Origin of the sequence: Streptomyces sp. NPDC088730 (assembly GCF_044751215.1) — a bacterium.
GTDB lineage: Bacteria > Actinomycetota > Actinomycetes > Streptomycetales > Streptomycetaceae > Streptomyces.
The window spans coordinates 448117-473810 of sequence record NZ_JBIVLK010000004.1 but is presented as its reverse complement, the minus strand read 5'-3'; the positions used below and the strand labels follow the sequence as shown (position 1 = coordinate 473810).

General features: G+C 71.4%; 27 protein-coding genes. 7 read left to right on the top strand and 20 right to left on the bottom strand.

The window, feature by feature from the left end; genetic code table 11:
- Positions 1 to 25 precede the first annotated feature (25 nt).
- The 12 genes from ACIP89_RS17110 to ACIP89_RS17055 all read right to left on the bottom strand — a co-directional run bounded on the left by ACIP89_RS17110 (position 26) and on the right by ACIP89_RS17055 (position 12523).
- Positions 26 to 1165, bottom strand: a complete 1140-nt coding sequence (locus tag ACIP89_RS17110; RefSeq protein ID WP_402115494.1) for a beta-ketoacyl synthase N-terminal-like domain-containing protein — start codon at positions 1163 to 1165, stop codon at positions 26 to 28.
- Entirely contained in the window at positions 1162 to 2385 is a 1224-nt protein-coding gene (locus ACIP89_RS17105) for a beta-ketoacyl-[acyl-carrier-protein] synthase family protein (protein ID WP_401927430.1), read from the bottom strand. Before ACIP89_RS17105 ends, ACIP89_RS17110 begins: the two co-directional genes overlap by 4 nt.
- The gene (locus ACIP89_RS17100; RefSeq protein WP_402115493.1) at positions 2378 to 2644 is read right to left on the bottom strand and encodes a phosphopantetheine-binding protein; all 267 of its coding nucleotides are present in this window, start codon (positions 2642 to 2644) and stop codon (positions 2378 to 2380) included. The genes ACIP89_RS17105 and ACIP89_RS17100 overlap by 8 nt, the downstream gene beginning before the upstream one ends.
- Before the next feature lie 149 nt (positions 2645 to 2793).
- Complete coding sequence (locus ACIP89_RS17095; protein WP_401927427.1) at positions 2794 to 3228, bottom strand: ester cyclase; 435 nt, start codon at positions 3226 to 3228, stop codon at positions 2794 to 2796.
- A gap of 113 nt (positions 3229 to 3341) precedes the next feature.
- Complete coding sequence (fabG, locus tag ACIP89_RS17090) at positions 3342 to 4046, bottom strand: 3-oxoacyl-ACP reductase FabG (protein ID WP_371772551.1); 705 nt, start codon at positions 4044 to 4046, stop codon at positions 3342 to 3344.
- On the bottom strand, positions 4043 to 4711 hold the full coding sequence (locus ACIP89_RS17085; RefSeq protein ID WP_401927424.1) for an HAD family hydrolase: 669 nt from the start codon (positions 4709 to 4711) through the stop codon (positions 4043 to 4045). Before ACIP89_RS17085 ends, fabG begins: the two co-directional genes overlap by 4 nt.
- Before the next feature lie 9 nt (positions 4712 to 4720).
- Positions 4721 to 5740 carry an AfsA-related hotdog domain-containing protein gene (locus ACIP89_RS17080; RefSeq protein ID WP_402115491.1) on the bottom strand — a complete coding sequence of 340 codons (1020 nt, stop codon included), beginning with the start codon at positions 5738 to 5740 and terminating at the stop codon, positions 4721 to 4723.
- Between the two features lie 97 nt (positions 5741 to 5837).
- Entirely contained in the window at positions 5838 to 7292 is a 1455-nt protein-coding gene (locus ACIP89_RS17075; protein WP_401927420.1) for an MFS transporter, read from the bottom strand.
- Complete coding sequence (locus tag ACIP89_RS17070) at positions 7289 to 8410, bottom strand: SMP-30/gluconolactonase/LRE family protein (RefSeq protein ID WP_401927418.1); 1122 nt, start codon at positions 8408 to 8410, stop codon at positions 7289 to 7291. The genes ACIP89_RS17075 and ACIP89_RS17070 overlap by 4 nt, the downstream gene beginning before the upstream one ends.
- 570 nt (positions 8411 to 8980) lie before the next feature.
- Positions 8981 to 10480 carry a DUF2637 domain-containing protein gene (locus ACIP89_RS17065; RefSeq protein WP_402115489.1) on the bottom strand — a complete coding sequence of 500 codons (1500 nt, stop codon included), beginning with the start codon at positions 10478 to 10480 and terminating at the stop codon, positions 8981 to 8983.
- Positions 10481 to 10699: 219 nt separating this feature from the next.
- Positions 10700 to 11506: a DUF3558 domain-containing protein gene (locus ACIP89_RS17060; RefSeq protein ID WP_402115488.1), complete on the bottom strand. Its 807-nt coding sequence runs from the start codon at positions 11504 to 11506 to the stop codon at positions 10700 to 10702.
- 171 nt (positions 11507 to 11677) lie between these two features.
- Positions 11678 to 12523, bottom strand: coding sequence for a DUF3558 domain-containing protein (locus ACIP89_RS17055; RefSeq protein WP_401927598.1), 846 nt, complete (start codon positions 12521 to 12523; stop codon positions 11678 to 11680).
- Positions 12524 to 12693: 170 nt separating this feature from the next.
- Between ACIP89_RS17055 and ACIP89_RS17050 the strand changes: the two genes are divergently transcribed.
- Positions 12694 to 13887 carry an RtcB family protein gene (locus tag ACIP89_RS17050; RefSeq protein ID WP_401927412.1) on the top strand — a complete coding sequence of 398 codons (1194 nt, stop codon included), beginning with the start codon at positions 12694 to 12696 and terminating at the stop codon, positions 13885 to 13887.
- Between the two features lie 105 nt (positions 13888 to 13992).
- On the opposite strand, the gene ACIP89_RS17045 is transcribed toward ACIP89_RS17050, so the two are convergent.
- Together ACIP89_RS17045 and ACIP89_RS17040 are read right to left on the bottom strand one after the other, a co-directional pair.
- Entirely contained in the window at positions 13993 to 14751 is a 759-nt protein-coding gene (locus ACIP89_RS17045) for an SDR family NAD(P)-dependent oxidoreductase (RefSeq protein ID WP_401927409.1), read from the bottom strand.
- Between the two features lie 98 nt (positions 14752 to 14849).
- A complete protein-coding gene (locus tag ACIP89_RS17040; RefSeq protein ID WP_401927407.1) occupies positions 14850 to 15185 on the bottom strand; it encodes a YnfA family protein in 336 nt (111 codons plus the stop codon).
- 113 nt (positions 15186 to 15298) lie between these two features.
- Between ACIP89_RS17040 and ACIP89_RS17035 the strand changes: the two genes are divergently transcribed.
- Together ACIP89_RS17035 and ACIP89_RS17030 are read left to right on the top strand one after the other, a co-directional pair.
- Positions 15299 to 15814, top strand: a complete 516-nt coding sequence (locus tag ACIP89_RS17035) for a hypothetical protein (protein ID WP_402115486.1) — start codon at positions 15299 to 15301, stop codon at positions 15812 to 15814.
- Between the two features lie 63 nt (positions 15815 to 15877).
- Complete coding sequence (locus ACIP89_RS17030) at positions 15878 to 16372, top strand: MarR family winged helix-turn-helix transcriptional regulator (RefSeq protein WP_402115484.1); 495 nt, start codon at positions 15878 to 15880, stop codon at positions 16370 to 16372.
- Positions 16373 to 16400: 28 nt separating this feature from the next.
- Here ACIP89_RS17030 and ACIP89_RS17025 read toward each other — a convergent pair whose 3' ends face one another.
- From ACIP89_RS17025 to ACIP89_RS17010, 4 genes are all read right to left on the bottom strand, one after another.
- Complete coding sequence (locus tag ACIP89_RS17025) at positions 16401 to 17159, bottom strand: Mut7-C RNAse domain-containing protein (RefSeq protein ID WP_401927400.1); 759 nt, start codon at positions 17157 to 17159, stop codon at positions 16401 to 16403.
- 71 nt (positions 17160 to 17230) lie between these two features.
- Entirely contained in the window at positions 17231 to 18070 is an 840-nt protein-coding gene (locus tag ACIP89_RS17020) for an NAD(P)H-binding protein (protein WP_401927398.1), read from the bottom strand.
- Between the two features lie 143 nt (positions 18071 to 18213).
- Positions 18214 to 18765: a GNAT family N-acetyltransferase gene (locus tag ACIP89_RS17015; RefSeq protein ID WP_401927395.1), complete on the bottom strand. Its 552-nt coding sequence runs from the start codon at positions 18763 to 18765 to the stop codon at positions 18214 to 18216.
- A 29-nt stretch (positions 18766 to 18794) separates the two neighbouring features.
- Positions 18795 to 19616: a DUF6597 domain-containing transcriptional factor gene (locus tag ACIP89_RS17010; protein WP_402115482.1), complete on the bottom strand. Its 822-nt coding sequence runs from the start codon at positions 19614 to 19616 to the stop codon at positions 18795 to 18797.
- A gap of 104 nt (positions 19617 to 19720) precedes the next feature.
- Between ACIP89_RS17010 and ACIP89_RS17005 the strand changes: the two genes are divergently transcribed.
- Positions 19721 to 20293 carry a TIGR03086 family metal-binding protein gene (locus tag ACIP89_RS17005; protein WP_402115480.1) on the top strand — a complete coding sequence of 191 codons (573 nt, stop codon included), beginning with the start codon at positions 19721 to 19723 and terminating at the stop codon, positions 20291 to 20293.
- Here ACIP89_RS17005 and ACIP89_RS17000 read toward each other — a convergent pair.
- Both ACIP89_RS17000 and ACIP89_RS16995 read right to left on the bottom strand, forming a co-directional pair.
- Positions 20226 to 20543: a hypothetical protein gene (locus ACIP89_RS17000; protein ID WP_401927389.1), complete on the bottom strand. Its 318-nt coding sequence runs from the start codon at positions 20541 to 20543 to the stop codon at positions 20226 to 20228. The two genes, ACIP89_RS17005 and ACIP89_RS17000, sit on opposite strands and share 68 nt — an antisense overlap.
- Positions 20544 to 21245: 702 nt before the next feature.
- Complete coding sequence (locus ACIP89_RS16995) at positions 21246 to 21839, bottom strand: hypothetical protein (protein WP_401927387.1); 594 nt, start codon at positions 21837 to 21839, stop codon at positions 21246 to 21248.
- 130 nt (positions 21840 to 21969) lie between these two features.
- Here ACIP89_RS16995 and hemL point away from each other — a divergent pair, with 130 nt between their 5' ends.
- The 3 genes from hemL to ACIP89_RS16980 all read left to right on the top strand — a co-directional run bounded on the left by hemL (position 21970) and on the right by ACIP89_RS16980 (position 25628).
- Complete coding sequence (gene hemL, locus ACIP89_RS16990) at positions 21970 to 23286, top strand: glutamate-1-semialdehyde 2,1-aminomutase (RefSeq protein WP_401927385.1); 1317 nt, start codon at positions 21970 to 21972, stop codon at positions 23284 to 23286.
- Positions 23283 to 23984, top strand: coding sequence for a histidine phosphatase family protein (locus ACIP89_RS16985; protein WP_402115478.1), 702 nt, complete (start codon positions 23283 to 23285; stop codon positions 23982 to 23984). The genes hemL and ACIP89_RS16985 overlap by 4 nt, the downstream gene beginning before the upstream one ends.
- Before the next feature lie 390 nt (positions 23985 to 24374).
- The gene (locus ACIP89_RS16980) at positions 24375 to 25628 is read left to right on the top strand and encodes a hypothetical protein (protein ID WP_401927381.1); all 1254 of its coding nucleotides are present in this window, start codon (positions 24375 to 24377) and stop codon (positions 25626 to 25628) included.
- Positions 25629 to 25694 lie beyond the last annotated feature (66 nt).

Here is a 25694-nt window from a genome sequence, read left to right as displayed (position 1 = left end):
ACCGTCCTGTTCTTGTAGGCGGGACTCAGACCCGCTCGCGTACGACCAGCGCACCGGCGTTGCCGTCGTGGCCGACCGAGGTGATCAGGCCGATGCGGGGGCCCTTGCCGCCCGGCGCGCTCTTCCAGCGGGCGAGCAGCGCCGCGAGTTGCAGGGCGCCGCCCGCGCTGTACGTCTCGCCCAGCACCTCGGTCACCCGCACCGGCTCCGGCAGCCGGCCCAGGGCGAGCCGCACCGCGCGCTCCTCCAGCCGGTCCAGCCCGATGTGGTCACCGGCGCCCAGCGAGACGGCGGCCACGTCCTCCGCCGCCACCCGGCTGCGCTCCAGGGCCCGGGTGATGGCGTCGGCCAGCCCGTTCGTCAGTCCGCGGTGGAGGCCGGCCCGGCGGCTGACCCCGGCCCACCCGTGGAAGCCGACCTCGCAGGCCAGCAGCTCCGCGAGGACCGGTTCGCCGGGGGTCTCCTCGGCCCGGACGACGAACACGGCGCTGCCCTCGCCGACCGGAGCGGCCTCCCGCAGCGTCCCGGCGTGGTGCCAGGCCCAGGCCACCGGGGCGCTGAGCTCCTCCGCACCGCCGACGAGCAGCTTCTCGGCGCGCCCCGCCGCCATGGCCAGCCGGGCGTGCCGGAAGGCGTAGAGGCTGGCGCTGCGGCCGCCGGCCACGGTGGCGTTCAGGCCCTTGAGCCCGTGCCGGATGGCCATCTGCCCGGCGCTGCAGTTCATGACGCTGCCCGCGAACTTGCCCGGGTTGATCAGGTAGGGCTTCTCCAGGGTGAGGGTGTCGTACAGCAGGTCGGAGTAGCCCGCGATGCTGCCGGTGTTGGTGGCCAGCACCACACCGGTCCTGGCCGGCTCGGTACCGGCGGAGGCCGGCCCCGCCTCTTCGAGCGCCTGCTTGCAGGCGACCAGGCTGAGACCGGCGAGCCGGTCGAGGATCTTGGTGCCCTTGCGCCCCAGGTGGTCGGCGGCCCGGAAGCCGGGCACGGACCGGACCGGACGTGGCGGGTAGACCGCGTCCCGCCCGGCCGCGTCCGGTTCCCCGGCCTCCTGCGGCACGGAGCCCCGGTCCAGCGCTCCGGCCAGGGACGCCAGTCCGTAGCCCGCGCTGGAGACCACTCCGGCGCCGACGACCGGCAGGGGCTGCACGGGCGCGGCCGTGGTCACAGGTACCTCCCGAGGATGGTGATGACGTTGTTCCCGCCGAAGGCGAAACCGTGGTTCTGGACGATCTCCACCCGGGCGTCCCGGCCCTTTCCCGGCACGCAGTCCACGCCGGGCCCCAGCTCCGGGTCGGTCTCGACCAGGTTCGCGGTGGGCGGCAGGAACCCCTGCTCCAGGGCGGCGCAGCAGGCGATCGCGCCGAATCCGCTGGCCGCGCCCATGGTGTGGCCGAGCATCGACTTGATCGAGCTGATCGGCGGCAGCCGGTCCCCGAAGACCTGGCGGACCGCCCGCACCTCGGTCGCGTCGTTGGTCGGTGTGCCGGTGCCGTGGGCGCAGATGTAGTCGATCTGCTCCGGTACGACGCCGGCGTTGAGGTGGGCGGCCCTGATGCAGTCCGCGATGCTGGTGGCATCCGGGTGCACCATGTGGGACGCGTCGCAGTTGGCGGCGTACCCGAGCACCTCCGCGTAGATCCGGGCGCCGCGCTCCAGTGCGTGGTCGAGCGGTTCGAGCAGCAGCGCCGCCCCGCCCTCGCCGGTGATGATGCCCGAGCGGTTGGCGTCGAACGGCTGCGGCAGGTCCTCCGCCATGGCGCCCAGCGCGTAGAACCCGGCATGGGTCAGCCGGTTCACCGAGTCGGCGCCGCCGGCCAGCATGAAGTCGGCCTCGCCCAGGCGCACCATGTCGTAGGCGTACCCCAGCGCGTAGTTGCTGGCCGAGCAGGCGGTCGGGATGGTCTGGGCGTCGCCGCTCAGGCCGAGTTCGGCGTTGACGGCGCCGGCGATCTGACCGGCCGGCAACTGGCCGACCAGCCGGGGTTCCAGGCCCTTGAGGCCCTGGGTGACCCACTGGCCGCCCAGGCTCTGGGCGACCGCGGACTCGCCGCTGGTGGTGCCCATGATCGAGCCGGACCGGGCGGCGGAGAGCCGGCCGGGGTCGATACCGGAGTCCTCGACCGCCAGCCGGGAGGCGGCGGCCGCGAGGAGGGCGCTGCGGCCCCACCGCTCGGGGTCGAGGTGGTTCAGGAGGGCGGCCGGTTCGAAGTCCTCGACCTCTGCGGCCTTTCGGCTGGGGAACGGGGTGGCGTCGAAGCTGCGGGCCGGCCCGATGCCGACCCGGCCCGCCCGGAGGGAATCAGCGAAGAGCTCGACGCCGATTCCCACCGGGCTGACCGCTCCGAGTCCCGTGATGACGACTCGGCGCAAGGTCGACTCAGGCATTCCGTGCGCATCCCTCGACGGCGAGCAGCAGCGCCCTGAGCGTGGTGAGCGACTCCAGGTCCCCCTTGGGGAGGACGAAGCCGAGCTCCTTCTCTATGCGGGAGACGACGGTTATCAGCGTGAGCGAGTCACTGTCGTAGTCCTCGATGAAGTGGCCGTCCTCGGTGAGCTCGTCGTCGTCCAGCTCCAGTTCCTCGTTGACGATGTCGATGACACGGATCCGCAGCTCGGCATCCAGTTCCACGGTCTGCACGGTCATGATGGGTCCTTTCGTGAAGAGAAAACGTGAGTGGTTCGCGTCCACTGGTGGTGGGGGGTGCGGGTAGGGGCGCGGCTGTTGTGGGGGCGTGGGGCTGAGGGGGGAGTGGGGGTGAGGGTGAGGGTGAGGGGGGATCGGGGCGGGACGGGTCAGACAGCGGCCGGGGTCGGCGGCTTGAGGGTGATCGCGCCGATCTGGGTCAGCAGCAGGAGGTCCTGGCGGAAGCCCCAGTGCTCGACGACCTTGCCGTCCTCGATCCGGTAGATGTGGGTCTGCTCGACGTCCACGTCGGCGCCGGACGGCTCGAAGCCGAGGAAGTCACCGGTGTGCTTGCCGGTGAAGCGCAGCCGCAGGACCGCGCGGTCGCCCTCGGTGAAGCTGTCCAGCTCCTCCCACTTGGCGCCCGCGAAGGCACTGTGGACCCAACGGGCGGTACCGAGGTAGCCGTACGGGCCGCCCGGGACGCCGGGCTGCGCCTCGTGGTCGACGAAGGAGTCGGCGACGTACTTGAGGGCGGCCTCCTCGTTCAGGTCGTTGAAGATCAGGCCCATGTTGATGGAGAGTTCGAGTGCTTCGCTGCTCATCTGCTTGCTCCTCAATGGTGGGGAAAGATCCGGGGGTTCACCCCCCCGGAGGTCTGTGGGTGGCGGGGCCCGCGCGGGGCCCGCGCCTCAGCGGCCGGCGTCCGGGCCCTGGCTCAGTGGCCGGCGCCCAGGCCGCCGGTGACCGGGATGACTCCGGCGGTCACGTACGAGGCGTCCTCGCCGGCGAGGAAGCGCGCGGCGGCGGCGACTTCCTCGGGGGTCCCGGTACGGGCCAGCGCCGTCCTGGCGAGCGCGGCCTTCCGGCGCGCGTCGGTGACGTTCTCGACCATGTCGGTCTCGATCATTCCGGGAGCCACCACGTTGACCGTGATGTTGCGCCGGCCCAGCTCGATCGCGAGCGACCTGGCGAAACCGATCAACGCCGCTTTGGAGGACGCGTAGTTGGTCTGTCCCGGGGCGCCGGACATGCTGTTGATGGACGACATGTAGATCAGCCGGCCCCAGCGGGCCTTGATCATCGCGGGGACGACCGCCCGGGTGACGCTGACGGCCCCCTGGAAGTTGGTCTCCATCACGGCGCGGAAGTCGTCCTCCGGCATGCCGATCAGCAACTGGTCCCGGGTGATGCCCGCGTTGGAGACCAGGATCTCGATGTCACCCTGCTGGATCGACACCGCCTCGACCGCGGCCTTGACCTGCGCCGGGTCGGTCACGTCGCACCGTACGGCGAAGAAACCGGGCGGGGGCTCACCGTTGCGGTAGGTGATGGCCACCTTGTGGCCCTCGGCCGCCAGGGCGCGGGCGGTGGCGAGACCGATGCCCCGGTTTCCGCCGGTGACGAGTACGGAGCGGCTCATATGGACTTCCTCCTGGTGTCGTCCCACAGGGACGCGAGCTGGTCGCCGGCGCTCTCGGCGTCGGTGAAGAGCACCGCGTGCCAGCCGAGCGCCTCGGCACCGGCACAGTTCTGCGGGAGGTCGTCCACGAGCACACAGCGCTCCGGGGGTACGCCCGCCCGCCGCGCGGCGAGTTCGAACATGCCGGGGGACGGCTTGCGGTGACCCACCTCGAAGGAGAGGAGCACGTCGTCCCAGAGCCCGTCGGGCTCGATCATGCGGCGCCAGTACGGGTCCCAGGCGGGCACCATGTTGGAGAGCATCCCGACGAACGCGCCCCGCTCCCGCATCTTGCGCAGCTGGGCCAGCCAGGCGTGGTTGGTCTCCCGCCCGTCGAACCAGGCGTCCGCCATCGTGGTGAGCCGGAGGTGGACGCCGTGCTCGGCCTCCAGCACGTCACCGACCTCCTGGAGCCACTCCTCCTCGGTCACCAGCGGGGTGTCGATCGGCAGCATGATGTCGGTGGTGCCGTACCGGGCGGTGACCGTGGCCAGCGCCCGGCCCAGGACCACCTGGTCGAGGCCCATCGAGGCGCAGAACGTCTTCATGGTGTGGCCGAGCGGAGGGGTGAGCACCCCGCCGAAGTCCGACCAGACGGCCAGTGGGGGCGATGTGGTGTCAGACATGCCGGGTCCTCAGAATCCGTGGAGGTGGGAGACGTCGACGACGGTGACGGTGAGTTCGGCGATCTCCTGGTCGTCCTGGCGGAAGCCGACCCGCACCGTGTGGGTGCCCTCGCTCGCGGGAGTCCGCTCGGCGGTCGCGGTCAGGGGCACGTCCAGCTCCGCGAACCGCTGGAACCCGCCCTCGTAACCGGCGGCGAAGAAGCTCCCGGAGCCGGAGCCGGAGCCGGACGCGGCGCCCGCCGTCAGCAGCGCCAGCTGACGGGCCGCCTCGACCAGGGCCATGGCCGGCAGGTGGTCGTAGGAGTGGTCGAACAGCGCCGGGTTGTCGAAGCGCGGTACGACCTGGGCCGTCACCGACCCCTCGGTGAACTCCGGCTCCGTGAGCACGACGTTCAGCGGGTTGTCGCGGCCCACCAGCTCCGGGGCCACCCGCCGGACCACGCCCGGCCACTCGGTGAACTCCGTACTGAGCGGCGCGGGGGTGCCGCGCTGGGCGTGCCGCAGGATCTCGTTCTCGTCCCCCTTGAGGAAGAGCACGTCCATGGAGTGGTCGCCGACGTGCACGTCACCCATGAAGATCCGCTGCTCAAGACGGCCCTTGCGGAACCGGCCGCTGTGCCGGGCGGTCTTGCCGAAGAAGTCGGTGTCGATCCGGGGCGGCCCCGGCTCGCCGCCCACCCGCAGCGCGGACAGGTTCCGCAGCGAGAACTGGAAGGCGTGCACGATGGCGACGGTTCCGGCCGGCACCCCGGCGTTGGTGTGGCCACCCGCGATCGAGGCCTGCCGCCCGGCCTCCAGCAGCAGCAGGGAGTCGTGCAGCTTCGGCCTCGGCCGGTGGTCGCTGTAGTAGAGGTGGGTCAGCGGCAGGTGGATGCCCGCGGTCACCGCCATCGGACGTACGTTCTGGACGTCCGTGACGAAGACCTCGGATATCGCGGACCGGTGCGCGAGGGAGCGCTCGATGGTGCGCCCGTATTCGAGGGCGGGCGACACGCTCTGCGTGGCGTCTTCCAGCACCTGGGTGGTCATCGGGTTTCCTCCAGACCTGTTCTCGGGGTGGATCTGCGGGGCGGCGGGGCGGGGCGGGACCGGTCGGCCGGCCCCGCCCCACCCGGGGCGATTCCGGTCAGGCGACCGTGACCGCCGCCGAGCTGTCCTCGGCGGCCGCGGTCTCCTGCGCCGCCTTGTCGCCGGCCAGCTCCGAGCTCCGCCGGATGAGCAGTCCGCTCACCGCGCCGAGCAGCACCACGATCACGCCGACCCACAGCGCGGCCTCCAGGCCGTCGGTGAACGCCGAGGCCGGGTCGCCCGAGGTGTTGTCGGCGAACTGGCGGCTGAACACGGTGGTGAGCGCGGCCACACCGAGCGCGCCACCGAACTCGCGGCTGGTGTTGTTGGCACCGGACGCCTTGTTCTGCTCGTTCTCCGGCACCGCCGAGATCACCGTGGCGGGGTTGCCCGCGAAGACCAGCCCCATCCCGATGCCGGCCAGGGCCAGCGCGGGCACCATGGCGCCGTAACCGACGTCCGGCGTGATGACCAGGGCGATCCAGCCGAGGCCGATGCCCTGGAGCGCGCAGCCCGCGGCCTGCAGCACACCGCCGCCGATCCGGTCCACGAACTGGCTGGCGACGGGCACCACGAACATCGGCGCCAGGGTCCACGGAATGGTGCGCAGGCCCGCCTCGAAGGGGGTGTAGCCCATCGGGCCCTGGAGGAACTGGGTGAGGTAGAAGATCGACCCGAAGACACCGAAGTACATCGTGATCGACACCACGTTGCTCAGCACGAACGCCCGCGCCCGGTACAGGTGCGAGGGAATCAGCGGCTGGCTGCTGGACCGCTCGGACACGATGAACGCCACGGCGAGGACCACCGTGAGGGACAGCCCGATGATCGTGCTGGTGCTGGTCCAGCCGTGGTCGGCGGCGGAGACGATGCCCCAGACGGCCGACACGACGGAGCCGGTCACCAGGACCATGCTCGGGACGTTCAGGCTGCGCTCCCTGCCCCGGCTCTCCTTGACCGCCCAGAGGGCCAACGGCAGGGCGATGAGACCGACGGGCACGTTGATCCAGAAGATCCAGCTCCACGAGATCTTCTCGGTGACCAGACCGCCCGCGAGCGGACCGGCCGCGATGCCGAGGCCGTTGACCCCGCCCCAGACCCCGACGGCCAGGTTCCGCTGCGCCCGGGAGACGGCGCCGACGGCCAGCGTGAGCGAGACCGGAAGGATGGCGGCCGCGCCCGCGCCCTGGAACACCCGGGCGATGACCAGCGTGACGACCGAACCGGCCATCGCACAGGCCACGGACGACACGGTGAACAGGGCGATGCCACCGAGGAACACCCGACGGCGGCCGAAGCGGTCACCCAGTGCCGCGCCGGCCAGCAGCAGACCCGCGAAGGCCAGCACGTAGCCGTTCATCACCCACTGCAGTTCGGACTGCCTGACCTCGAAGTCCTTGCCGATCTCCGCCAGCGCGTTGGTGACGACGAGGTTGTCCAGCGAGACCATGAACATGGGCAGTGACGTGGCGATCAACGCCCAGAGAACGCCGTTGCGTTTGGCTGCGGTCATCGGTGGTTCCCCCTGTTGCTCGTGGAGTGCCGGCTCACGGAGTGGTGGCCGGTGGCGTGGTGCTTCGTGCCGGCGCGGGCAACGCGGCGCAGCGTGATCCGGTCCGAGGTCTCCCCGGCCAGAACCACACCGACCTCGCCGCTGAGCACGTAGTCGCCGTACGGCGTGACGGCCACCGTCGTGGGGCCGGAGACCGGCCACGGCTCCTCGCGCGAGCGGACGGTGGCGCTGTGCCAGCCGTCCTTCGAGTCCACGACCGTGACGGCGTCCACTCCGCCCGGCGCGCCGACGGCCTCGCCGATGGAGTTGGTCACCACGACCAGGGAGCCGTCCGGGCGCAGCGCGAGGCCGTCCGTGCCCACCAGCGGCCGGGAGAGCTTCACCTCGGCCACCTTGCGGTGGGCCGGGGCGTTCGGGCTGATCCGGAACATGGCGCCGTTGTCGTAGCGAAGGGCCAGCAGATAGCCGTCCGGGTGCCAGGTGATCCCGTTCAGGCCGACGATGTCAGCGGCGAAACGGGGGTCGGTCACCACCGGGTGGACGTGGCCGGCCAGGTCGATCCGCTGGAGCGTGGCCGACACGGAGTCCGTGACGTAGATGTTGCCCCGGGGGTCGAAGGTCAGGTCGTTGGCGAAGGTGCGTGAGAGCCCCTTGGCGACGTCGATACGGCGCTGCAGCTTGCCGGTGTCCAGGGCGTAGACGGCCACGCCCGAGGTGGGCGGCTGGTCACCGACGTCCAGGCGCTGGCGGATCCAGAAGTCGCTGTAGGCGACCAGGATGCGGTTGCGCGCGGTGTCCACCCGGACCCCGAGTGTGGACACCATGCCGATGCTGGGTGCCAGCTCGGTGACGGTGCCGTCCAGCCGGACCACCGAGAGGGTGCCCTTCAGGGCGGAGCCGACCAGGAAGGCGCGGCGGGTGGGGTCCCAGGCGACGCCCTCCGGGTAGACGTCGGCCGCCCGGGTGTTGATCACGTCCGGCCCGGTGTGACGGCCGGCCGCAGCCGCGGTGTGGGAGGACGAATTCGCCATGGCGGGGGCCGGGAGGGCTATCGGCGCGATCGCCGTGAGGACGGCCGCGGAGGCGAGCACGGCTCTTAGCGGAATTGCGCGGGACACGGTGTTCCTCTCATGGTGGGGTCGGCTGGAATCCGGAGTACGCGTGCGGTGAGGGGAGTACGGGACCGCGGAAATGCGGGACTTCGGGAAAGCGGGACTGCGGAAATGCAGGCACGGAGAACTACGGATTCCGGCTTCGCGGTGGGTCATGCGAATGGTCGGTTCGACGGATGGTTCAGCGGGCGGCTGTCACGGGCCGGCTCTCTCGGGCGTCGTCGCTGTGGGGAACCGGGAAGGGTGGTGCCGTAACTCGCCATGGTGCGCATGCACTGATGCGCATTCACTGGTGCGTCTTCACTGATGCGTATTCACTTGCGGTACACGAATGAATCTAGGCCGGTGGCCGCGCGATATGTAGACGACCTAGGGCGTACCGGCACTGTCTCCTTCGAGACATCCGGGAGCGCGGCGGCGGGGGCGGCGCCGGTGGCATACGCGGGCGCGCACAGCGGCGAGGGCCGCCACCCGGTGATGCGGGTGACGGCCCTCGGCGCCGTGCGCGTCGTGCTGGGCAGAGCCTCAGGAGGAGCTCAGGAGCTCAGGAGCTCAGGAGCTCAGGAGCTCAGCGGCTCACGCGATGTGGTCGGCCTCCAGCTCCGCGTGGTAGCGGTTCTTGAAGCCCTGGATCAGCTGGCGGAGCAGCGCCGCGCTGCGCGGGTGCCGCACGTTGTGGCCGTCCGACAGGTGTATGTCGAGGACCTCGATGCTGGGGTACGTGCTGTGCTGCCTCACGAAGGCGGCGAAGACCTCGTAGGCGATCTCGCTGAACTCCGCGTCCTCCTGCGCCCACTCCTCGGCCCATTCCTCGGCCGCCTCCGCGACGGGCTTCTGCTCCTCCGGGCCCCGGTCGGCCTCGGCCGAAGGCGCACCGGACGCCACGGGCGCCTCGTGGACCGGCTGGGGCTGGGGCTGCTGCTGTTGTGGCTGCTGCTCGGCGCGGGGGCCGGGCACGCCGCCGATGGTGCCGACGTTGCCGAGCGGTCGGGTGCGGCCGGGGCCCGTCGGGATCATGACCGGGCCGGGCTCCTCGACGTCGAGGTACGTCGGGTTGTACGAGCCCTCGTACGCGCCGTCCGGCGACTGAGCCGCGAACCACGGGCTCTCGTGCGAGTCGGGGGCGGGGGTGAGGACCGGGGTGTGCGGCTGGAAGGCGCTCCGCGGCTGGGGCTGAGCCTGGGGCTGGGACTGGAAGGCGCTCTGGGGCTGGGGCTGGAAGGCGCTCTGGTTCTGCTGGTTCTGCTGCTGGTCCTGGTCCTGCTGCTGGTGCTGCGGCCCGGCGTACTGCTCCTGGTCCGGGGCGCCGACGAGCTCGGGCTGCTGGGAGCGGGCCGTCTCGACGGCGGCGACAGCCCCGGCAGCGGCCGGGGCCGGAGCCGACGGCAGCAGCACCGGCTCGATGCCCGAGGCGGCGAGCCCGGCCGGCCCGGTCTCGGCCAGCGGAACGCCGAACTTCGCGAGGCGCAGCGGCATCAGGGACTCGACGGGGGCCTTGCGGCGCCAGCCGCGGCCGAACCGGGCCTGGAGACGGGCCTGATAGATCAGCCGGTCCTGTTCGAGCTTGATGACCTGCTCGTAACTGCGCAGCTCCCACAGCTTCATCCGCCGCCACAGCCGGAACGTCGGCACCGGGGAGAGCAGCCAGCGGGTGAGGCGGACCCCCTCCATGTGCTTGTCGGCCGTGATGTCGGCGATCCGGCCCACGGCGTGCCGGGCGGCCTCGACGGCGACCACGAACAGCACCGGGATCACGGCGTGCATGCCGACGCCCAGCGGGTCCGGCCACGCGGCCGCGCCGTTGAACGCGATCGTCGCGGCGGTCAGCATCCAGGCGGTCTGGCGCAGCAGCGGGAACGGGATGCGCAGCCAGGTCAGCAGCAGGTCCAGCGAGAGCAGGACGCAGATGCCCGCGTCGATGCCGATCGGGAAGACCAGCGAGAAGTTCCCGAAGCCCTTCTCCAGGGCGAGCTCGCGTACCGCGGCGTACGAACCCGCGAAGCCGATCGCCGCGATGAGCACCGCACCGGCCACCACGAGCCCGATGAGTATGCGGTGCGTGCGTGTGAGCTGCATCGCGGCCACCCGCGATCCCCTTCCCGCTTCTTCGTCTCCGACGCCCGGACCGTAGGGACGATGTGAGTTCTGGCGGGCACAGCCTGGCACATGCGGGTGAGCCGCGTTGCGCGGGGAGGGGTGGAGCCCGGTTCCCCGAGGAGGACCGGGCTCCACAACTCCGCTTCTGATCTGGGGAGTTGGCGCTCCTGGAGGTCTCAGGGGGCGCCGGGAAGGAGGCTACTCGGCAGCCTTGTCCGATGCTTTGTCCGTGGGCTTGGCCGAGGGCTTGCCGGATCCCTTGGGGGCGTCGGGCGACGCGCTCGTCTTCGGGCTCTCGTTGGCGGCGGCGACCGCGGCGACCGCGTCGCGTGCGCCCGACTTGGCGCCCGCGGTGATCTTCTCGGCCGAGGGGGTCTTCGACCCCGCGTAACCCGCGCCGTTGTAGGTGAGGGTCACGACGACGTTCCCGGTGCGGGCGACGACCGTCGCGTAGCGGAAGTCCTCGCTCGTCTTTTCGAGGTCGTAGGTGATCAGGGTGGCCTGCTCGCCGATCCCGCTGACGGGTGCCGTGACGAGCTTCTTGGCGCCCTCGGTCGCCTCGACCTTGGCGATCTGCTTCTTCAGATCGTCCCCGGCCCGGTCCGCGCCGCTGCCCAGGGCCTGGTCGGAGGCGAAGCGGGTGAATCCGGTGTCGAGCCAGCGGTACTGGGAGCCCTTGACGCCGTTGTCGTCCAGGCCGTTCCAGGAGCAGCTGCCGCGGGCGGCGGTGTCGCTGGACCTGCCCTGCGTGCCCTTCTTGTCCTTGGCCGCGGGGACCAGGGACTTGACCGTCTTCGCGGTGATCGACTTGCACGGGTCGGGCAGCGCGGCGAACCTGGCGTCCGCCACCTTGGCTTCCGTCTTCGTGGCCTCCGGCGCGGGGGACGAGGCCGAGGCCTCGTCCTTCCCGCTGTCGGAGTCCGACGAGCAGCCGGCGACGACGAGCATCACCGGAACGGCGGCGCAGGCGAGTATGCGGGTGAGTCGCGGGGCTGATCGGTGCATGGTTCCTTCACTCGGGTGGCGCGGCGTTCGGGCGGCCGGACGGTCGGTGGACAGGGGACGCGGACGGTGGTTCCGGAAGGGCCACGGTACGACGGACGGCGGCCGGATGCCGCCTCGGCCGGACGGCTCACGGACCCGCCGCGGGCCGGGGAGGACCGTCCGGGGAGGGGGTCACTCGCTGAAGCTGTCGACCAGTCTCCGGCCCAGTGCCTGGGCCTTCTCCTGCAGTTCCTTGCTGTCGGGGATCTCCGAGGAGAGGGCCGGCTGCGCGGTGTACTGGATGGTCACGATGACATTCGATGTGCGGAATACCACGCTCACCGTGCGGTGCTGTGCGGCAGAACCTGCCCGGGTGAGCAGATCGTCCAGAAATGCGCTGTCACCGAGCGAATCGAGGACCCGGGGCTGGAGGTTCTCGGCGGCACTGCCGTCTCCGGAGCCGCCCGTGTCCGAGCCGGTCTTCCCGCCCGCGTCCGTGTCCGGGTCCGAGCTCTTGCCCCCGTCCTTGCCGGCCGCCTTGCCCGGCTTTCCGCTCGCGGTCGCGGACGGGGAGCCCGGGGTGCCGCTGTCCGTGCTGCCGGGCACTGCGGAGGGCAGGTCGGCGGCCTCCTCCTTCTTCGCGTACACCTCGCGGGCGCGGTCGTCGTCGCTCACGGACGTGTCGTACGAGACGACCCGCTCGAAGTCGACGTAGAGGCTGCGGGCCCCGTCGGGCGCCTCGGTCTTCCAACGGCAGCCGACCCGGCGGTCGGTGTCGTACGTGACGGCGGGCGAACCGTCGAACACCTTCTCCTGCTGGGCCTCCGGCAGCTCGGCGGAGCCCGGCAGCAGGTCCTTCAGAGTCGCGGGCGAGACCGAGCGGCAGGCCTCGGGAAGCGTGCGGTACCTGCCCGGAGGCGCGGTGGAGGAGGCCAGGGCGCCGGGTTTGCTGTCGGTGGCGGAATCGCCGGTTCCGGTGCCGCTGCTGCAGCCGACCGCGAGCGCTGCGATGAGCACGGCGCCGGGCGCGTACGCCATTCGTCGCACGTTCCTGGGCTCCCTTCGTGCGAAAAACGGTTGCCGCTCGTCGGCGGCCGGTGGACACAATGTGTATCGCACGCGCCGCCGTGGTTGCCGGTCGGCCGATACTTTTGCCGACCTTGGCACCGGTTTTGCGCTTTCAGGCTTTTCGGGGGAATCGAGGAATTATGTCGTACGTAGAGGTGCCGGGTGCGAAGGTCCCCATCCGCATGTGGGCCGACCCCGCCGAGGTCGAGGACGTCGCGATGCAGCAGCTGCGCAACGTCGCCACCCTGCCGTGGATCAAGGGCCTGGCCGTCATGCCGGACGTCCACTTCGGCAAGGGCGCCACCGTCGGCTCCGTCATCGCGATGCACGGCGCGGTCTGTCCGGCCGCGGTGGGCGTGGACATCGGCTGCGGGATGTCCGCGGTCAAGACCTCGCTGACCGCGAACGACCTGCCCGGGGACCTCACCCGGCTCCGGTCGAGGATCGAGCAGGCCATTCCGGTGGGCCGCGGGATGCACGACGATCCGGTGGACCCGGGCCGGCTGCACGGGCTCGCGGCGACCGACTGGGACGACTTCTGGGGGCGGTTCGACGGAGTGGCCGAAGCGGTCAAATTCCGTCGGGAACGTGCCACGAAGCAGATGGGGACGCTCGGAGCGGGAAACCACTTCGCCGAGTTCTGTCTCGATGAGTCGGGTTCGGTCTGGTTGATGCTGCACTCCGGCTCCCGGAACGTCGGCAACGAACTGGCCGCATTCCACATCGGCGAGGCGCAGAAGCTGCCGCACAACCAGGACCTGATCGACCGCGACCTCGCGGTCTTCATCGCGGACACCCCGCCGATGGCGGCCTACCGCAACGACCTGTTCTGGGCGCAGGAGTACGCGAAGCACAACCGCGCGATCATGATGGCGCTCTTCCAGGACGTGGTCCGCAAGGAGTTCAAGAAGGCCGAGGTGGCCTTCGAACCGGTCATCTCCTGCCACCACAACTACGTGGCGGAGGAGCGGTACGACGGTATGGACCTGCTGGTCACCCGTAAGGGAGCCATCCGCGCCGGCACCGGTGACTTCGGGATCATTCCGGGCTCCATGGGCACCGGCTCGTACATCGTGAAAGGCCTCGGCAACGAGAAGTCCTTCAACTCGGCCTCCCACGGCGCGGGCCGGAAGATGAGCCGGAACGCCGCCAGGCGCCGCTTCTCCACCAAGGATCTGGAGGAGCAGACGCGGGGCGTGGAGTGCCGCAAGGACTCCGGAGTCGTGGACGAGATCCCCGGTGCTTACAAGCCGATCGAGAAGGTCATCGACCAGCAGCGGGACCTGGTGGAGGTCGTCGCGAAGCTGAAGCAGGTCATCTGCGTGAAGGGCTGAGCGCGCCGGGGCGCGGTGCCGACGGATACGGCCGGGACGAGACCCACGGGGGTGATCTCGTCCCGGCCGTGTCCGTCAGGCGCGCGTGCGCCGGGCGGGGCCGCGTCAGCCCGTGCGGTGCACCTTGGAGTTGGAGGCCTGGGCGCGGGGGCGGACCACCAGGAGGTCGATGTTGACGTGGCTGGGGCGGGTGACGGCCCAGGTGATGGTGTCGGCCACGTCGTCCGCGCTGAGGGGGGCGTCGACGCCCGCGTAGACCTTGGCGGCCTTCTCGGTGTCGCCGCGGAAGCGGGTGGTCGCGAACTCCTCCGTCTTGACCATGCCGGGGGCGACCTCGATGACCCGGACCGGGGTGCCGACGATCTCCAGCCGGAGGGTCTCGGCCAGGACGTGCTCGCCGTGCTTCGCGGCCACGTAACCGCCGCCGCCCTCGTAGGCGGACAGGCCCGCGGTCGAGGAGAGGATGACCACCGTGCCGTCGCCGCTCGCGGTGAGCGCGGGGAGCAGGGCCTGGGTCACGTTGAGGGTGCCGATGACGTTCGTCTCGTACATCTGGCGCCAGTCCGCCGGGTCGCCGGTGGCGACGGGGTCGGCCCCGAGCGCACCGCCCGCGTTGTTCACCAGGACGGCGAGGGAGCGGAACGCGGTGGCGAACTCGTCGACCGCGGCCCGGTCCGTGACGTCCAGGGCGTACGCCGTGGCCTCGTGGCCCGCCGCGGTGATCTCGGCGGCGAGCGCCTCGATGCGGTCCTTGCGGCGGGCGGTGACGACGACGCGGTAACCGGCGGCCGCCAGCTGCCGGGCGGTCGCGGCTCCGATGCCGCTGCTCGCTCCGGTGATGACGGCGATGGGGGATGCGGCCATGGCGGGCTCCTCGGACAGCTGATCGGTTACGGGGCCAGGATAAGGGCTGCCCCGTAACCCCTGGTGGGCGTTACGGGGCAGCCCTGGCAGGGGCGCGGTCAGTGGTTGCGGGGGGCGTACATGATCACGGCCATGCCGGCCAGGCAGACCAGCGCGCCGGTGACGTCCCAGCGGTCGGGCCGGTAGCCGTCCGCGACCATGCCCCAGACGATCGAGCCCGCGACGAAGACGCCGCCGTACGCCGCGAGCACGCGCCCGAACTCGCCGTCCGGCTGGAGCGTGGCGACGAAGCCGTACGTGGCCAGCGCGACGGCCCCCGCGCCGATCCAGGCCCAGCCGCGGTGTTCCCGGACGCCCTGCCAGACCAGCCAGGCGCCGCCGATCTCGAAGAGCGCGGCGAGGACGAACAGGGCGATGGAGCGGACCACGGACATGTGATCAGCGTGTCATGAGCTGGGCGGCGGAGGGCGGGAGGGGGCGGGACACGGGGACGCGCCGAACCGGTCGCAATATATGGATATTTCGTGCAGATATGTATCTTCAGGGCATGGTAGTGACGCGTAAGGCCCTGCTGGTGGTGTCCGCTGCGGTGGCCGTGGCATCGGCTCCGGCGCTGGGCGCGGGAGGGACGGCCGCGGCCGTTCCGACGGTTGCGCCGGGTGTGCGGAGCGTCGCGCCCGAGGCTGACGTGTCGCACCACGGGCACGTCTCGCTGTGGGGCTCCGGGCTCGGCGTCTGGCTGATCAGCCGGAACAGCGGCCCCTCCGATCTCACGGGCGCCACCGTCCGGCTGCGGGTGTCGGTGCCGCTCTCCGGCCGCCAGGTGCTGCCCGCGCAGTGCCTCCAGTCCGACGCGCAGACCGTGCTGTGCCGTACCGGCCCACTGAGCGCGGACGGCACGCGGCAGCGGCAGCTCGCCCTCGAACTCCAGCTCCAGGGGCGGCCGGCGGAGGTGGTCGTCCGGATCGACACCGTGTGGAACGGCGGGGCGACGGACCGGGACACGAAGAACAGCGAGCACGAGGTGCTGGCGCCGGCCACCGGCGACGAGTACGTCTTCTAGCCCGGCCGCCCCGGGCCCGTCCGAGCGGACGGGCATCCGGTCTCTGCTTCGTACACTCTCTGTATGCCGCAGAAGTCCCGCCCTCCCCGCCGTACCGCGATGCTCGCTGAGCTGTCCGTCGTGTCGCGCCGCTACATGGCCGCGTACGCCCTGTTCAACCAGGCCGTCGCGGACCGGCTGCGGCTCCACCCGACCGACCTCCAGTGCCTCAACCTGCTCAGCCTGGAGGCGGCTCCCGTCACCACGGGGCGGATCGCCGAACTGACCGGGCTCACCACGGGCTCCGCGACCCGGCTGGTCGACCGGCTGGAGCGGGCCGGCTACGTCACCCGGGCACGGGACACGGTGGACCGGCGGCGGGTCCTCGTCACGACGGTGCCGGAACGGATGGCGGAGTTCGGGAAGGTCTGGGAGCAGCTGAACGGCGGCTGGGCGGCCATGTTCGAGAGTTACGGCGACGACGAGGTCGCGCTGCTCATCGCCCATATGCGGCGGACGGTGGAGCTGAGCGCGGCGCAGATCGCCGGGTTGCGGGAGGGCGGCGGCGGGGAGCGGTGAACCCCGGGCCGGTGGCGCCGGGCCGCGCTCAGCCGCCTGAGCGGTCCGGCCGTGCGGCGGGCGAGCCGCCGAAGTCGCGGACCGCCTCGGTGACGATCGCCTCCAGCCGGGCGTGGTGGGCGCCGCGCCAGTACACCCGCTCGCACTCCGTGCACTGCGCGAAGACGTCGTACGAGCGTTGCGTGCCGCTCTCCAGCCGGGTGCCCACGCTGTCCTTGTCGGCCGCCGCCAGCCGTCCGTTGCACGCGGTGCACCGGCTCCACGGATCGAGCGCGGGCGCGAACCGCCCCAGCACGTCCCGCAGCTGCTCCTCCGGCCGGTCGCTGTAGACGTACGCCCCCGCCCAGATCTCCCGCCGGTGGAGCAGCCCGCGGTCCCGGGAGAGCAGGACGCGCCGCTCCCGCGCCGAGCGGGTGGCCAGTGCGGGGTCGCCGATGTCCTCGTACTCGTAGGCGGCGTCGACGCCGAGCAGCCGCAGCCGCCGCGCGAGGGTGCCGAGGTGGACGTCGAGGAGGAAGCGCAGGGGTGCGCCCGGCACCTGCTGCGGGCGCTGTACGGCGTGTACGTCGACCACCTCGCCCGCGGCGGGGATGTGCGAGAACGGGACGGGGCGGCCGTCCACCAGGAGTTGTCCGGCCTCGGTGAGCGGGACCCCGAGCGATTCGACGACATGGCCGAGGGTGGACGAGCCGTCGGTGGTCACGGCCGTCCGTCCCCCGCGGCGGTGGTGCGCTACGAAGACGCCGAGTTCGGGGGCGACTTCGAGGTGGATCTCTGGTCCGTTCACCTGGTCAGGATGTCATTGGGCCGGGTGTGCCTGCCAGGGATTTCGGGCGGGGCGGCCGGGGCGGTGCGGGCTCAGGGGCGGAAGGCGGCGGCGTGCGCGGCGGCCCAGGAGGCGAACGTGCGCGCCGGGCGCCCGATGAGCCTCTCCGTGTCGCGGGTGACCTCGGCCGGTGAACCGTCGGTGGCGGCCCAGTGGCTGAGCAGCGCCTCGGCGAACTCCGCGGGCAGGAAGGGGGAGACGGACTCCTTCCAGGCCTCCCGGCTCACGGCGTTGACGGTCGTGGCGCTGCCGGAGGCCGCGGCCAGCAGCTCGACCTGTTCGGTCGCGGTGAGGGATTCGGGGCCGGTCAGGTGATACGAGGCGCCCTGTAGCCGGGTGTCGGTGAGTACGGCGAGGGCCGCCTCCGCGATGGAGGTCTCGTCGATCGGACTGGTCTGGCTGAAGGGGTAGGGGAGGTCGACGGGGCGCCCGCTGCGGAAGGCGCCCGCCCACTGGTGGGCGTTGCTCGCGAAGTCACCGGGGCGCAGGAGCGTCGAGCGGAGGGGCGAGGCGGTCAGGGCCTCCTCGACCGCGTGGTGGGAGGCGGCGACGGGGTTGGCGGCGGGGTCGGGGGCCAGCACCGAACTGGAGGAGAGCAGCACGATGTGCCCGACCCCGGCGGCCTGCGCGGCGGCGAGGAAGTCGTCGATGTGGGACGGCTCCGCGTACAGGAACACGGAGTCGACGCCATCCAGCGCGGCCGCGAAGGTTCCGGGGTCGCCGAGGTCGCAGGCCACGGCCGGGACGCCGGCCGGCGGCGAGAGCTCGGCGGGGTTGCGGGAGGCGGCGCGCACGGGGTGGCCCCGGTCGTGCAGGAGTGCGGCGAGCGTGGAGCCGACGCGGCCGCGGCTGCCGGTGACGAGAGTGAGCATGGCGGGTGGGTCTCCTCGGGGTGTCCGGGCTGTCCGGGGTATCCAGTGAATGTGTCACGCATAAGCTGCGCAACGCAGGTGAATATCCCGGAGGCGGGCCCGGCCGTCAAACGGATTCGGCGGAGTCCGGCCTCCGGCGGTCCTCAAGGGGCCGGGTGGACGTCCAGCCGGCCCGGGTGGAGGTCCAGCCGCCAGTCGTTCGTCAGCAGCGGATGGCCGGGCGGGTACTCGATCTCGCACTCACCGAGCAGGCGGAACCCCGCCTTGCGGCACACCCCGTTCGACGCGCCGTTGGCCACGGACGGATAGGCGTGCAGATAGCGGTGCTTGCGCTCGGCGCGCGCCTGCCCGGCCACCGCCGCCGTCGCGGCCGACGCGATGCCCCGCCCCTGGAACCCCGCGAGAACGGCCCACCCCGTCTCGTACACCTCCTGGCCCCGCCAGCTGCGCTCCCAGAAGCCGATGGTGCCCACGGCCTCGTCCTCGCCGGTCAGCGCGATGCGGAACATCCGGCCCCGGCCGGTGCGGTCCGCGCTCAGTGCCACGTACCGGGCATGGCGTCCGACGAGCTGCTCCTCGGACTCGGGGCCGCCCAGATGGCCCATCAGCTCCGGGGCGTTGGCACGCCGGAGCAGCTCCAGATCGCTGTCCGACCAGGGCTCGATCCGTACGGCTGGTGCTTCGGTGCGCTCCATGCCGAAACTGTAGGACGCGGCACTGACAGTCAGCGGGCGCTCAGCGCGGTCGGCGGCACGCCCACCGTCGCCGTGAAGTCCCTGACCAGGTGCGCCTGGTCGCTGTAGCCGAGATCCGCCGCGAGCGCCGCCCAGTCCACCTCCGGCTCCGATCCGGCGCGTTCCAGCGCCTCGTGGATGCGGTACCGGAGGATGACCCACTTCGGGCCGACGCCGACGTACGTGGCGAACAGCCGCTGGAGCGAGCGGACCGACACCCCCTCGGCGCGGGCGAGTCCGCCGACCCGGCGGACCGTGCGGTCGGTGCGCACCAGCTCGGCCAGGGCCATCGCCCGGTCGGCCTGCGGATCCGGTGCGGGGCCGAGTGCCATCAGGTACGCGTCGAGCGCCGCGACCCGTTCGTCCTCCCCGGCGGGGTCCAGGACCGAGGCCGGTTCGGCGGGCGGCGTGAACACCTCGGGCGCCGGGACCCGTCGTCCCGTCCACTCGGACACCGGCCGGTCCGGTGCGAACGGGTGGAAGCCGCCGGGCCGGAACTGCACCCCGCAGACCCGGCCCCGCCCCTCCAGCTTCTGCGTGAACAGCTCCAGGCCGATGCCGGAGACCTCCGCGTAGCCGGCCCCGTCGTCACCGCAGCCCGGATACCGCTCGAAGACCAGGTTGACGCTGGGGTGCGGGACCAGGTGGGAGAGGTAGGGCTCCGGCAGATCCCAGTCGATCAGCCAGTAGTGCTCCAGGTAGGGGCGCAGCGCGGGAGCGGGCTCGCGGCGCCGGAACGTCACGTGCGTGAACAGTCCGGGGGCGTCGACGATGCCGCGGGTGTCGCGCCGGGGACCCGTGTGACCAGCCATGACGGCCGATCCTAAGGCTGGGGCCGGTCCGGTGTCCCGGGTGTCGCGCCCCGGCTGTCGTGTTTCTTCAAGACCCGGACCGCCGCCGCGCGCATGGTCGGAGCATGAAGAAGATCAGCGAACTGATGGAGGCGGCGGCCGGCGGGGCGCTGCCCGTGGTCCGGGGGATCGACGACAGCCGGCTGGGCGGTCCCACCCCCTGCGCGGAGTACGACGTCCGCGCCCTGATCAGCCACCTCAGCCAGGTGGTCGTCAACTTCACGGCCCTGGCGGCCCGGGAGGAGGCGGAGTTCGGTGAGACGCCGGACGCGGTCACCGGGGACTGGCGCGACCGCTTCGGGGAGCAGACGGCCGCTCTGGTCGACGCGTGGGCGCGGCCCGGCGCGGAGGAGGGGACCGCGGGTGCCATGGGGTTCCCGGCCCGGACCGTCGGCCACATGGTGCTCGGTGACCTGACCGTCCACGCGTGGGATCTGGCCCGCGCGACCGGCCAGGAATTCGTGCCGGACGCGGACGTGGTGGACGAGCTGGCCCCGGCGATGGCCGCGATGGCGCCGAAGGCCCGGGAGGCCAAGGTGTTCGGTGAGCCGTTCCCGGTACCTGAGGGGGCTAGCCCCTTCGCGCGGGTGCTGGCGCTGACCGGCCGCGACCCGGACTGGCGGCCGGCCCGGGGGTGACGCCCGTGGCCGAAACATGTGCGCCCGGCGCATTCGGCATCTCGTAGAGCGCCCCGACGTTCGCGTACGCGCCGTCCACGATCCTTTCGGCGTCCACCAGCATCGCGCGCTCGGCCAGCCGGGCCGCCTGGTGGGTGTACGGGGACGGCGGCGCCGGGTGCCGACGCCGCCACCAGCTCGCACCTGCGGCGTAGATGCCGGAGGCGAAGACCAGCGCGGGGATGGACAGGACCGGCAGAATGTCGCCCATGGCAGGCCTCCCTCAGTTTCTGTGCCTCCTGCATCGGCAGGTTCGGCAGGTCAGCTGAAGATCATTCTTCGGCCAATGAATGGCCGGATACGGCTGGCCGACGGATGCCCGCCGTGCAGGTGGCAGCCGGGGAGCGAACGGGCTGGGCCGTGTGTTCGGCGGCGGCCGGCGGGCGGGGCGCGCGTTCGGCGGGCAGGTGTTCAGGGGCGGCGCCCCCCTGTCGCGCGGCGGCGCCCACCCGCTTCGTGTCCGTGCTCTCCGCGGTCCCGCCGCACCGGTGGCCCTGGATGACCGGGGTCTGGGCGCCCGGCAGATCCGGGGTCGCGAAGAGCGGGGGAAGATCTCGGCCGAGCGGTCGCCGGCTCGGTGTCATGGTGCTCACCCGCTGTGCGGGGCGTGCCCGCCGGGAGCTGTCGTGGTGACGTGCCGTGGCGGGAGTGGCTGTCATGGTGACGTGCCGTCGCGGGAGTGGCTGTCGTGGTGACGTGCCGTCGCGGGAGTGCGTCGGCCCACGTGGATGGTTCGGCACGGACGGCCCGCCGGACTGGTCCGGCAGCACCTGCGCCACTCGGGCCGCGGCCGGCGCACGCGTCGGCCCGACCCGCGGTCCCGGCCCCGTCCCGGCACCGGAGAACCCCGGCCCGCCTCCCGGAACACGCAGCCAGGCCCCGGAAAACCCGCCCGTCTCCCGGGAACCTCAGCTCAGGGCCACACCAGGCAGTACGCCTGGTGCCCGGCGTCATGCAGCCGGTGCGAGAAGTCCTGCCACTCGTGCAGCAGTTGGTAGACGTTGTACGCGTCGCGCGGGCCGCCGCGGTCCGGGACCGTGGACCAGATGAAGGCAGCGGCACCCACCGACTCCTCGCCGACTCCGCGCAGCGGGTCCACGACCGTCATCGGGAGCCGGACCACCGCGTAGTCGGGGTGCAGGACGACCAGCTCCAGCGGCGGGACCTTGTGCAGGGGTATGCCCTGTATGCCGGTCAGGACCATCGCGGCCACCGTCTCCGGCTTGATCTTGCTGAACATGCCGCCCATGCCCAGCTCGTCGCCGCCGAGCTGCTCCGGGCGCATGGAAATGGGCACGCGTGCGGCAGTGGCCCCGTCGGGGGCCCCGAAGTACTTGTAGGTCACCCCCACCCGGCCACTACTCCTGCTTCCGGCTCCGCCGCCCACCTGCGCACCACCGGCCTGTATGCCCTGCCTGCGCTCAGCCTCGCGCCGGTGCCGACCCCGCCGGGCAGGCTCGGGCCCCAGGTCGTCGGTCCCTTCGCCCACTCCGCCACCGCGATGCATATCTCATCCACCCGACTACTAACTAGGAGACACAGCCCCCGCCGCGCAACCCGATCATCGTGTCAGTGACCTCCCCCACGGGCGTGCGGTGAAACACCTGTCCGCAAATACCGTCCGTGGCTCTGACACCATGGCATGTGTGAGCTTTCCCTATGACGCCCCAGTTTCGCAGACGCTTTTCGACCGCGCGTCCCTTGTGACGCCCGGCGGCGTGAACTCTCCGGTACGTGCCTTCCGGGCCGTGGGCGGTACACCCCGCTTCATGGTGTCCGGCGCCGGCCCGTACCTCACCGATGCCGACGGCCGTGAGTACGTCGACCTCGTGTGCTCGTGGGGGCCGATGATCCTCGGCCACTCCCACCCGGAGGTCATCGCCGCAGTCCAGGAGGCTGTCGCCCGCGGCACCTCGTTCGGTACGCCCGGTGAGGGCGAGGTCGCGCTCGCCGAGGAGATCGTCGCCCGGGTCGAACCGGTGGAGCAGGTACGGCTCGTGTCGTCCGGCACAGAGGCGACCATGTCCGCGATCCGCCTCGCCCGCGGTTTCACCGGCCGGGCCAAGATCGTGAAGTTCGCCGGCTGCTACCACGGCCACGTCGACGCGCTGCTCGCCGCCGCCGGGTCCGGGGTCGCGACCTTCGGGCTGCCGGACACGCCGGGGGTCACCGGCGCCCAGGCCGGCGACACGATCGTGGTGCCGTACAACGACCTGGAGGCCGTGCGGGCCGTGTTCGCCGCGCACCCCGGCGAGATCGCCTGTGTGATCACCGAGGCGTCGCCGGGCAACATGGGCGTCGTGCCCCCGCTGGACGGTTTCAACGCCGGGCTCAAGCAGCTCTGCGCGGCCGACGGCGCGCTGTACATCTCCGACGAGGTCATGACCGGGTTCCGTACGTCGAAGGCCGGCTGGTTCGGCATCGACGGGGTGCGGCCCGACCTGATGACCTTCGGCAAGGTGATGGGCGGCGGCTTCCCGGCCGCGGCCTTCGGCGGCCGCGCGGACGTGATGGCGCACCTGGCCCCGGCCGGCCCGGTCTACCAGGCGGGCACCCTCTCCGGGAACCCGGTCGCGACCGCCGCCGGGCTCGCCCAGCTCCGACTGCTGGACGACGCCGCCTACGCGAAGGTCGACGCGGTCTCCGCGGAGATCCGGGGGCTGGTGAGCGAGGCCCTCGCCAAGGAGGGCGTCGCGCACACCGTGCAGGTGGCGGGCAACATGTTCTCCGTCTTCTTCACGGACCGGCCGGTCCGTGACTACGAGGACGCCAAGCGGCAGGAAGCGTTCCGCTTCACCCCGTTCTTCCACTCGATGCTGGCGCAGGGCGTCTATCTGCCGCCGTCGGCGTTCGAGTCGTGGTTCGTCTCCACCGCCCACGACACCCGGGCCGTCGAGCGGATCGCCGCCGCGCTGCCCGCCGCAGCCCGCGCCGCATCGGAGGCCACCGCATGAGCGAGACCAGCAGCGACACCGGACGCGAGGACATCACCGTCGTCCACCTGATGCGCCACGGAGAGGTGCACAACCCGGACGGCGTGCTGTACGGGCGCCGTCCCGGCTACCACCTCTCCGAGCTCGGCCGCCAGATGGCCGACCGGGTCGCCGAGTACCTGGAGAAGCGCGACATCACGCATGTCGTCGCCTCCCCGCTGGAGCGCGCACAGGAGACGGCGACGCCGGTCGCCAAGGCCCACGGACTGGACCTCGCCACCGACGGGCGGCTCATCGAGGCCGCCAACGTCTTCGAGGGCAAGACCTTCGGCGTCGGTGACGGGGCGCTGCGCAAGCCGGACAACTGGAAGCACCTGACGAACCCGTTCCGGCCGTCGTGGGGTGAGCCGTACATCGAGCAGGTCGTCCGGATGATGGGCGCCCTGGACGCGGCGCGTGACGCGGCCCGCGGGCACGAGGCGGTGTGCGTCAGCCACCAGCTGCCGATCTGGATCGTGCGGAGCTTCGTGGAGCGGCGGCGGCTGTGGCACGACCCGCGCAAGCGGCAGTGCACGCTCGCCTCGCTGACCAGCTTCACCTACCGGGGCGACAAGATCGTGTCGGTCGGGTACTCGGAACCGGCGCGGGATCTCGTACCGGCCCACCTCCTCGCGGGCGCGAAGCCGGTGAAGGGGGCGTCCAAGGGGTTCGGCGCGTAGCCGCCCCTCGGGCCGGGGCCTCCGGGTCCGCCCGGGTCCGCCCGCCTTCGGACCCGGGCGGACCGGCGCGGACCCGGTAGCCGCTCCCGCCTAGGGCCTGTCCGGCGGATCAGGGCCTGGGCGCCGGACGGTCCTGTGCAGGCTGCCGCGGTCCCGGGCAAGGCGGGCTCGCCGGCTCCTCATAAGCCGACCGGGTGGAGTTCCCCCACCCGGGGTTTCGGTATGCCCTTTTTGAGACGATTCCAGGATCGATCTTGTGTTCGGTCGCGTCGGGGTCTGGTTCCGTAAAGAATTGTGTGCTATTTCGGGGAACCCTCGTGTTGCTTCGCCCATCTAAGCCTTTGGCAGTTTGTATGGACTTAAGGTAAAACGACCGCAGATGGGAACCGCATGCGTGACATCAGCCGAAGGGGTTTGCTCGGAGCCGGACTTGGGGCCGCGGCCGCCATCGGGGTGGCGGGCTGCAGTTCGTCCGACTCCGCGGACACCGGCCGCGCGGGGCCGGGCAAGGGCGAGAAGGGTGCCGACGGGACCGCCAAGGGGACCGGGCCCGCGAAGAAGGACGTGAGGTCCATCGGGGACGGTTCCACCGCCGACACCGGAAAGCAGCCGCACCAGCCGGCCGCGCCGGTCCCGCTCGAACCGGGCCAGAAGCCGCCGCAGTTCGTGATCTTCTCCTGGGACGGGGCGGGCGAGGTCGGCAACGGGCTCTTCCCGCGCTTTCTGAAACTCGCCAAGGAACACGACGCGGCGATGACCTTCTTCCTCTCCGGGCTGTATCTGCTGCCCGAATCGAAGAAATCGCTCTACCGCCCGCCCAACAACCCCGTCGGCGCCTCCGACATCGGTTATCTCACCGACGAGCACCTCAAGGCGACGCTGACGAACGTCCGCCAGGCCTGGTACGACGGCCACGAGATCGGCACCCATTTCAACGGGCATTTCTGCAGCGGCTCCGGATCCGTCGAGAACTGGTCCGCCTCCCAGTGGCAGAGCGAAATCGACCAGGCGATCTCCTTCGTCACCGAATGGCGCACCAACACCGGCTGGACCGACGAGGATCCACTGCCCTTCGACTACCGCAAGGAACTCATCGGCGGCCGCGCCCCCTGTCTGCTCGGACAGGAGAATCTGCTTCCCACGGCGAAGAAGCTCGGCTGGCGCTACGACGCCAGTTCGCCCGGCGGCACCCAGGTCTGGCCCAAGAAGCGCATGGACGTCTGGGACCTGCCGCTCCAGGGCATGCCGTTCCCCGGCCACACCTTCGAGGTCCTCTCGATGGACTACAACATCCTGGCCAACCAGTCGCAGAATTCGACCAAGGGAATGCCGTCCCGGTATCCGGGCTGGCGCGAACAGGCCACCCAGTCGTATCTCAGCGGTTTCAAGCGCGCGTACGAGACGAACCGAGCCCCGTTCTACATCGGAAACCACTTCGAGGAGTGGAACGGCGGCATCTACATGGACGCCGTGGAGGAGACCCTCAAGCACATCGCGGGGAAGCCGGATGTGCGCCTCGTCTCATTCCGGCAGTTCGTCGACTGGCTCGATGCCCAGGACCCGGCGGTGCTCGCGAAGCTCCGCACGCTTGAGGTCGGACAGGCGCCTGAGGGCGGCTGGAACACCTTCTTTAAACAGGCCTGACAACGGGCTTTACGGGCACCGAGGGGGGTGCCCAAGATCCCCGAAACCGCCATGCGAAACTTTTCA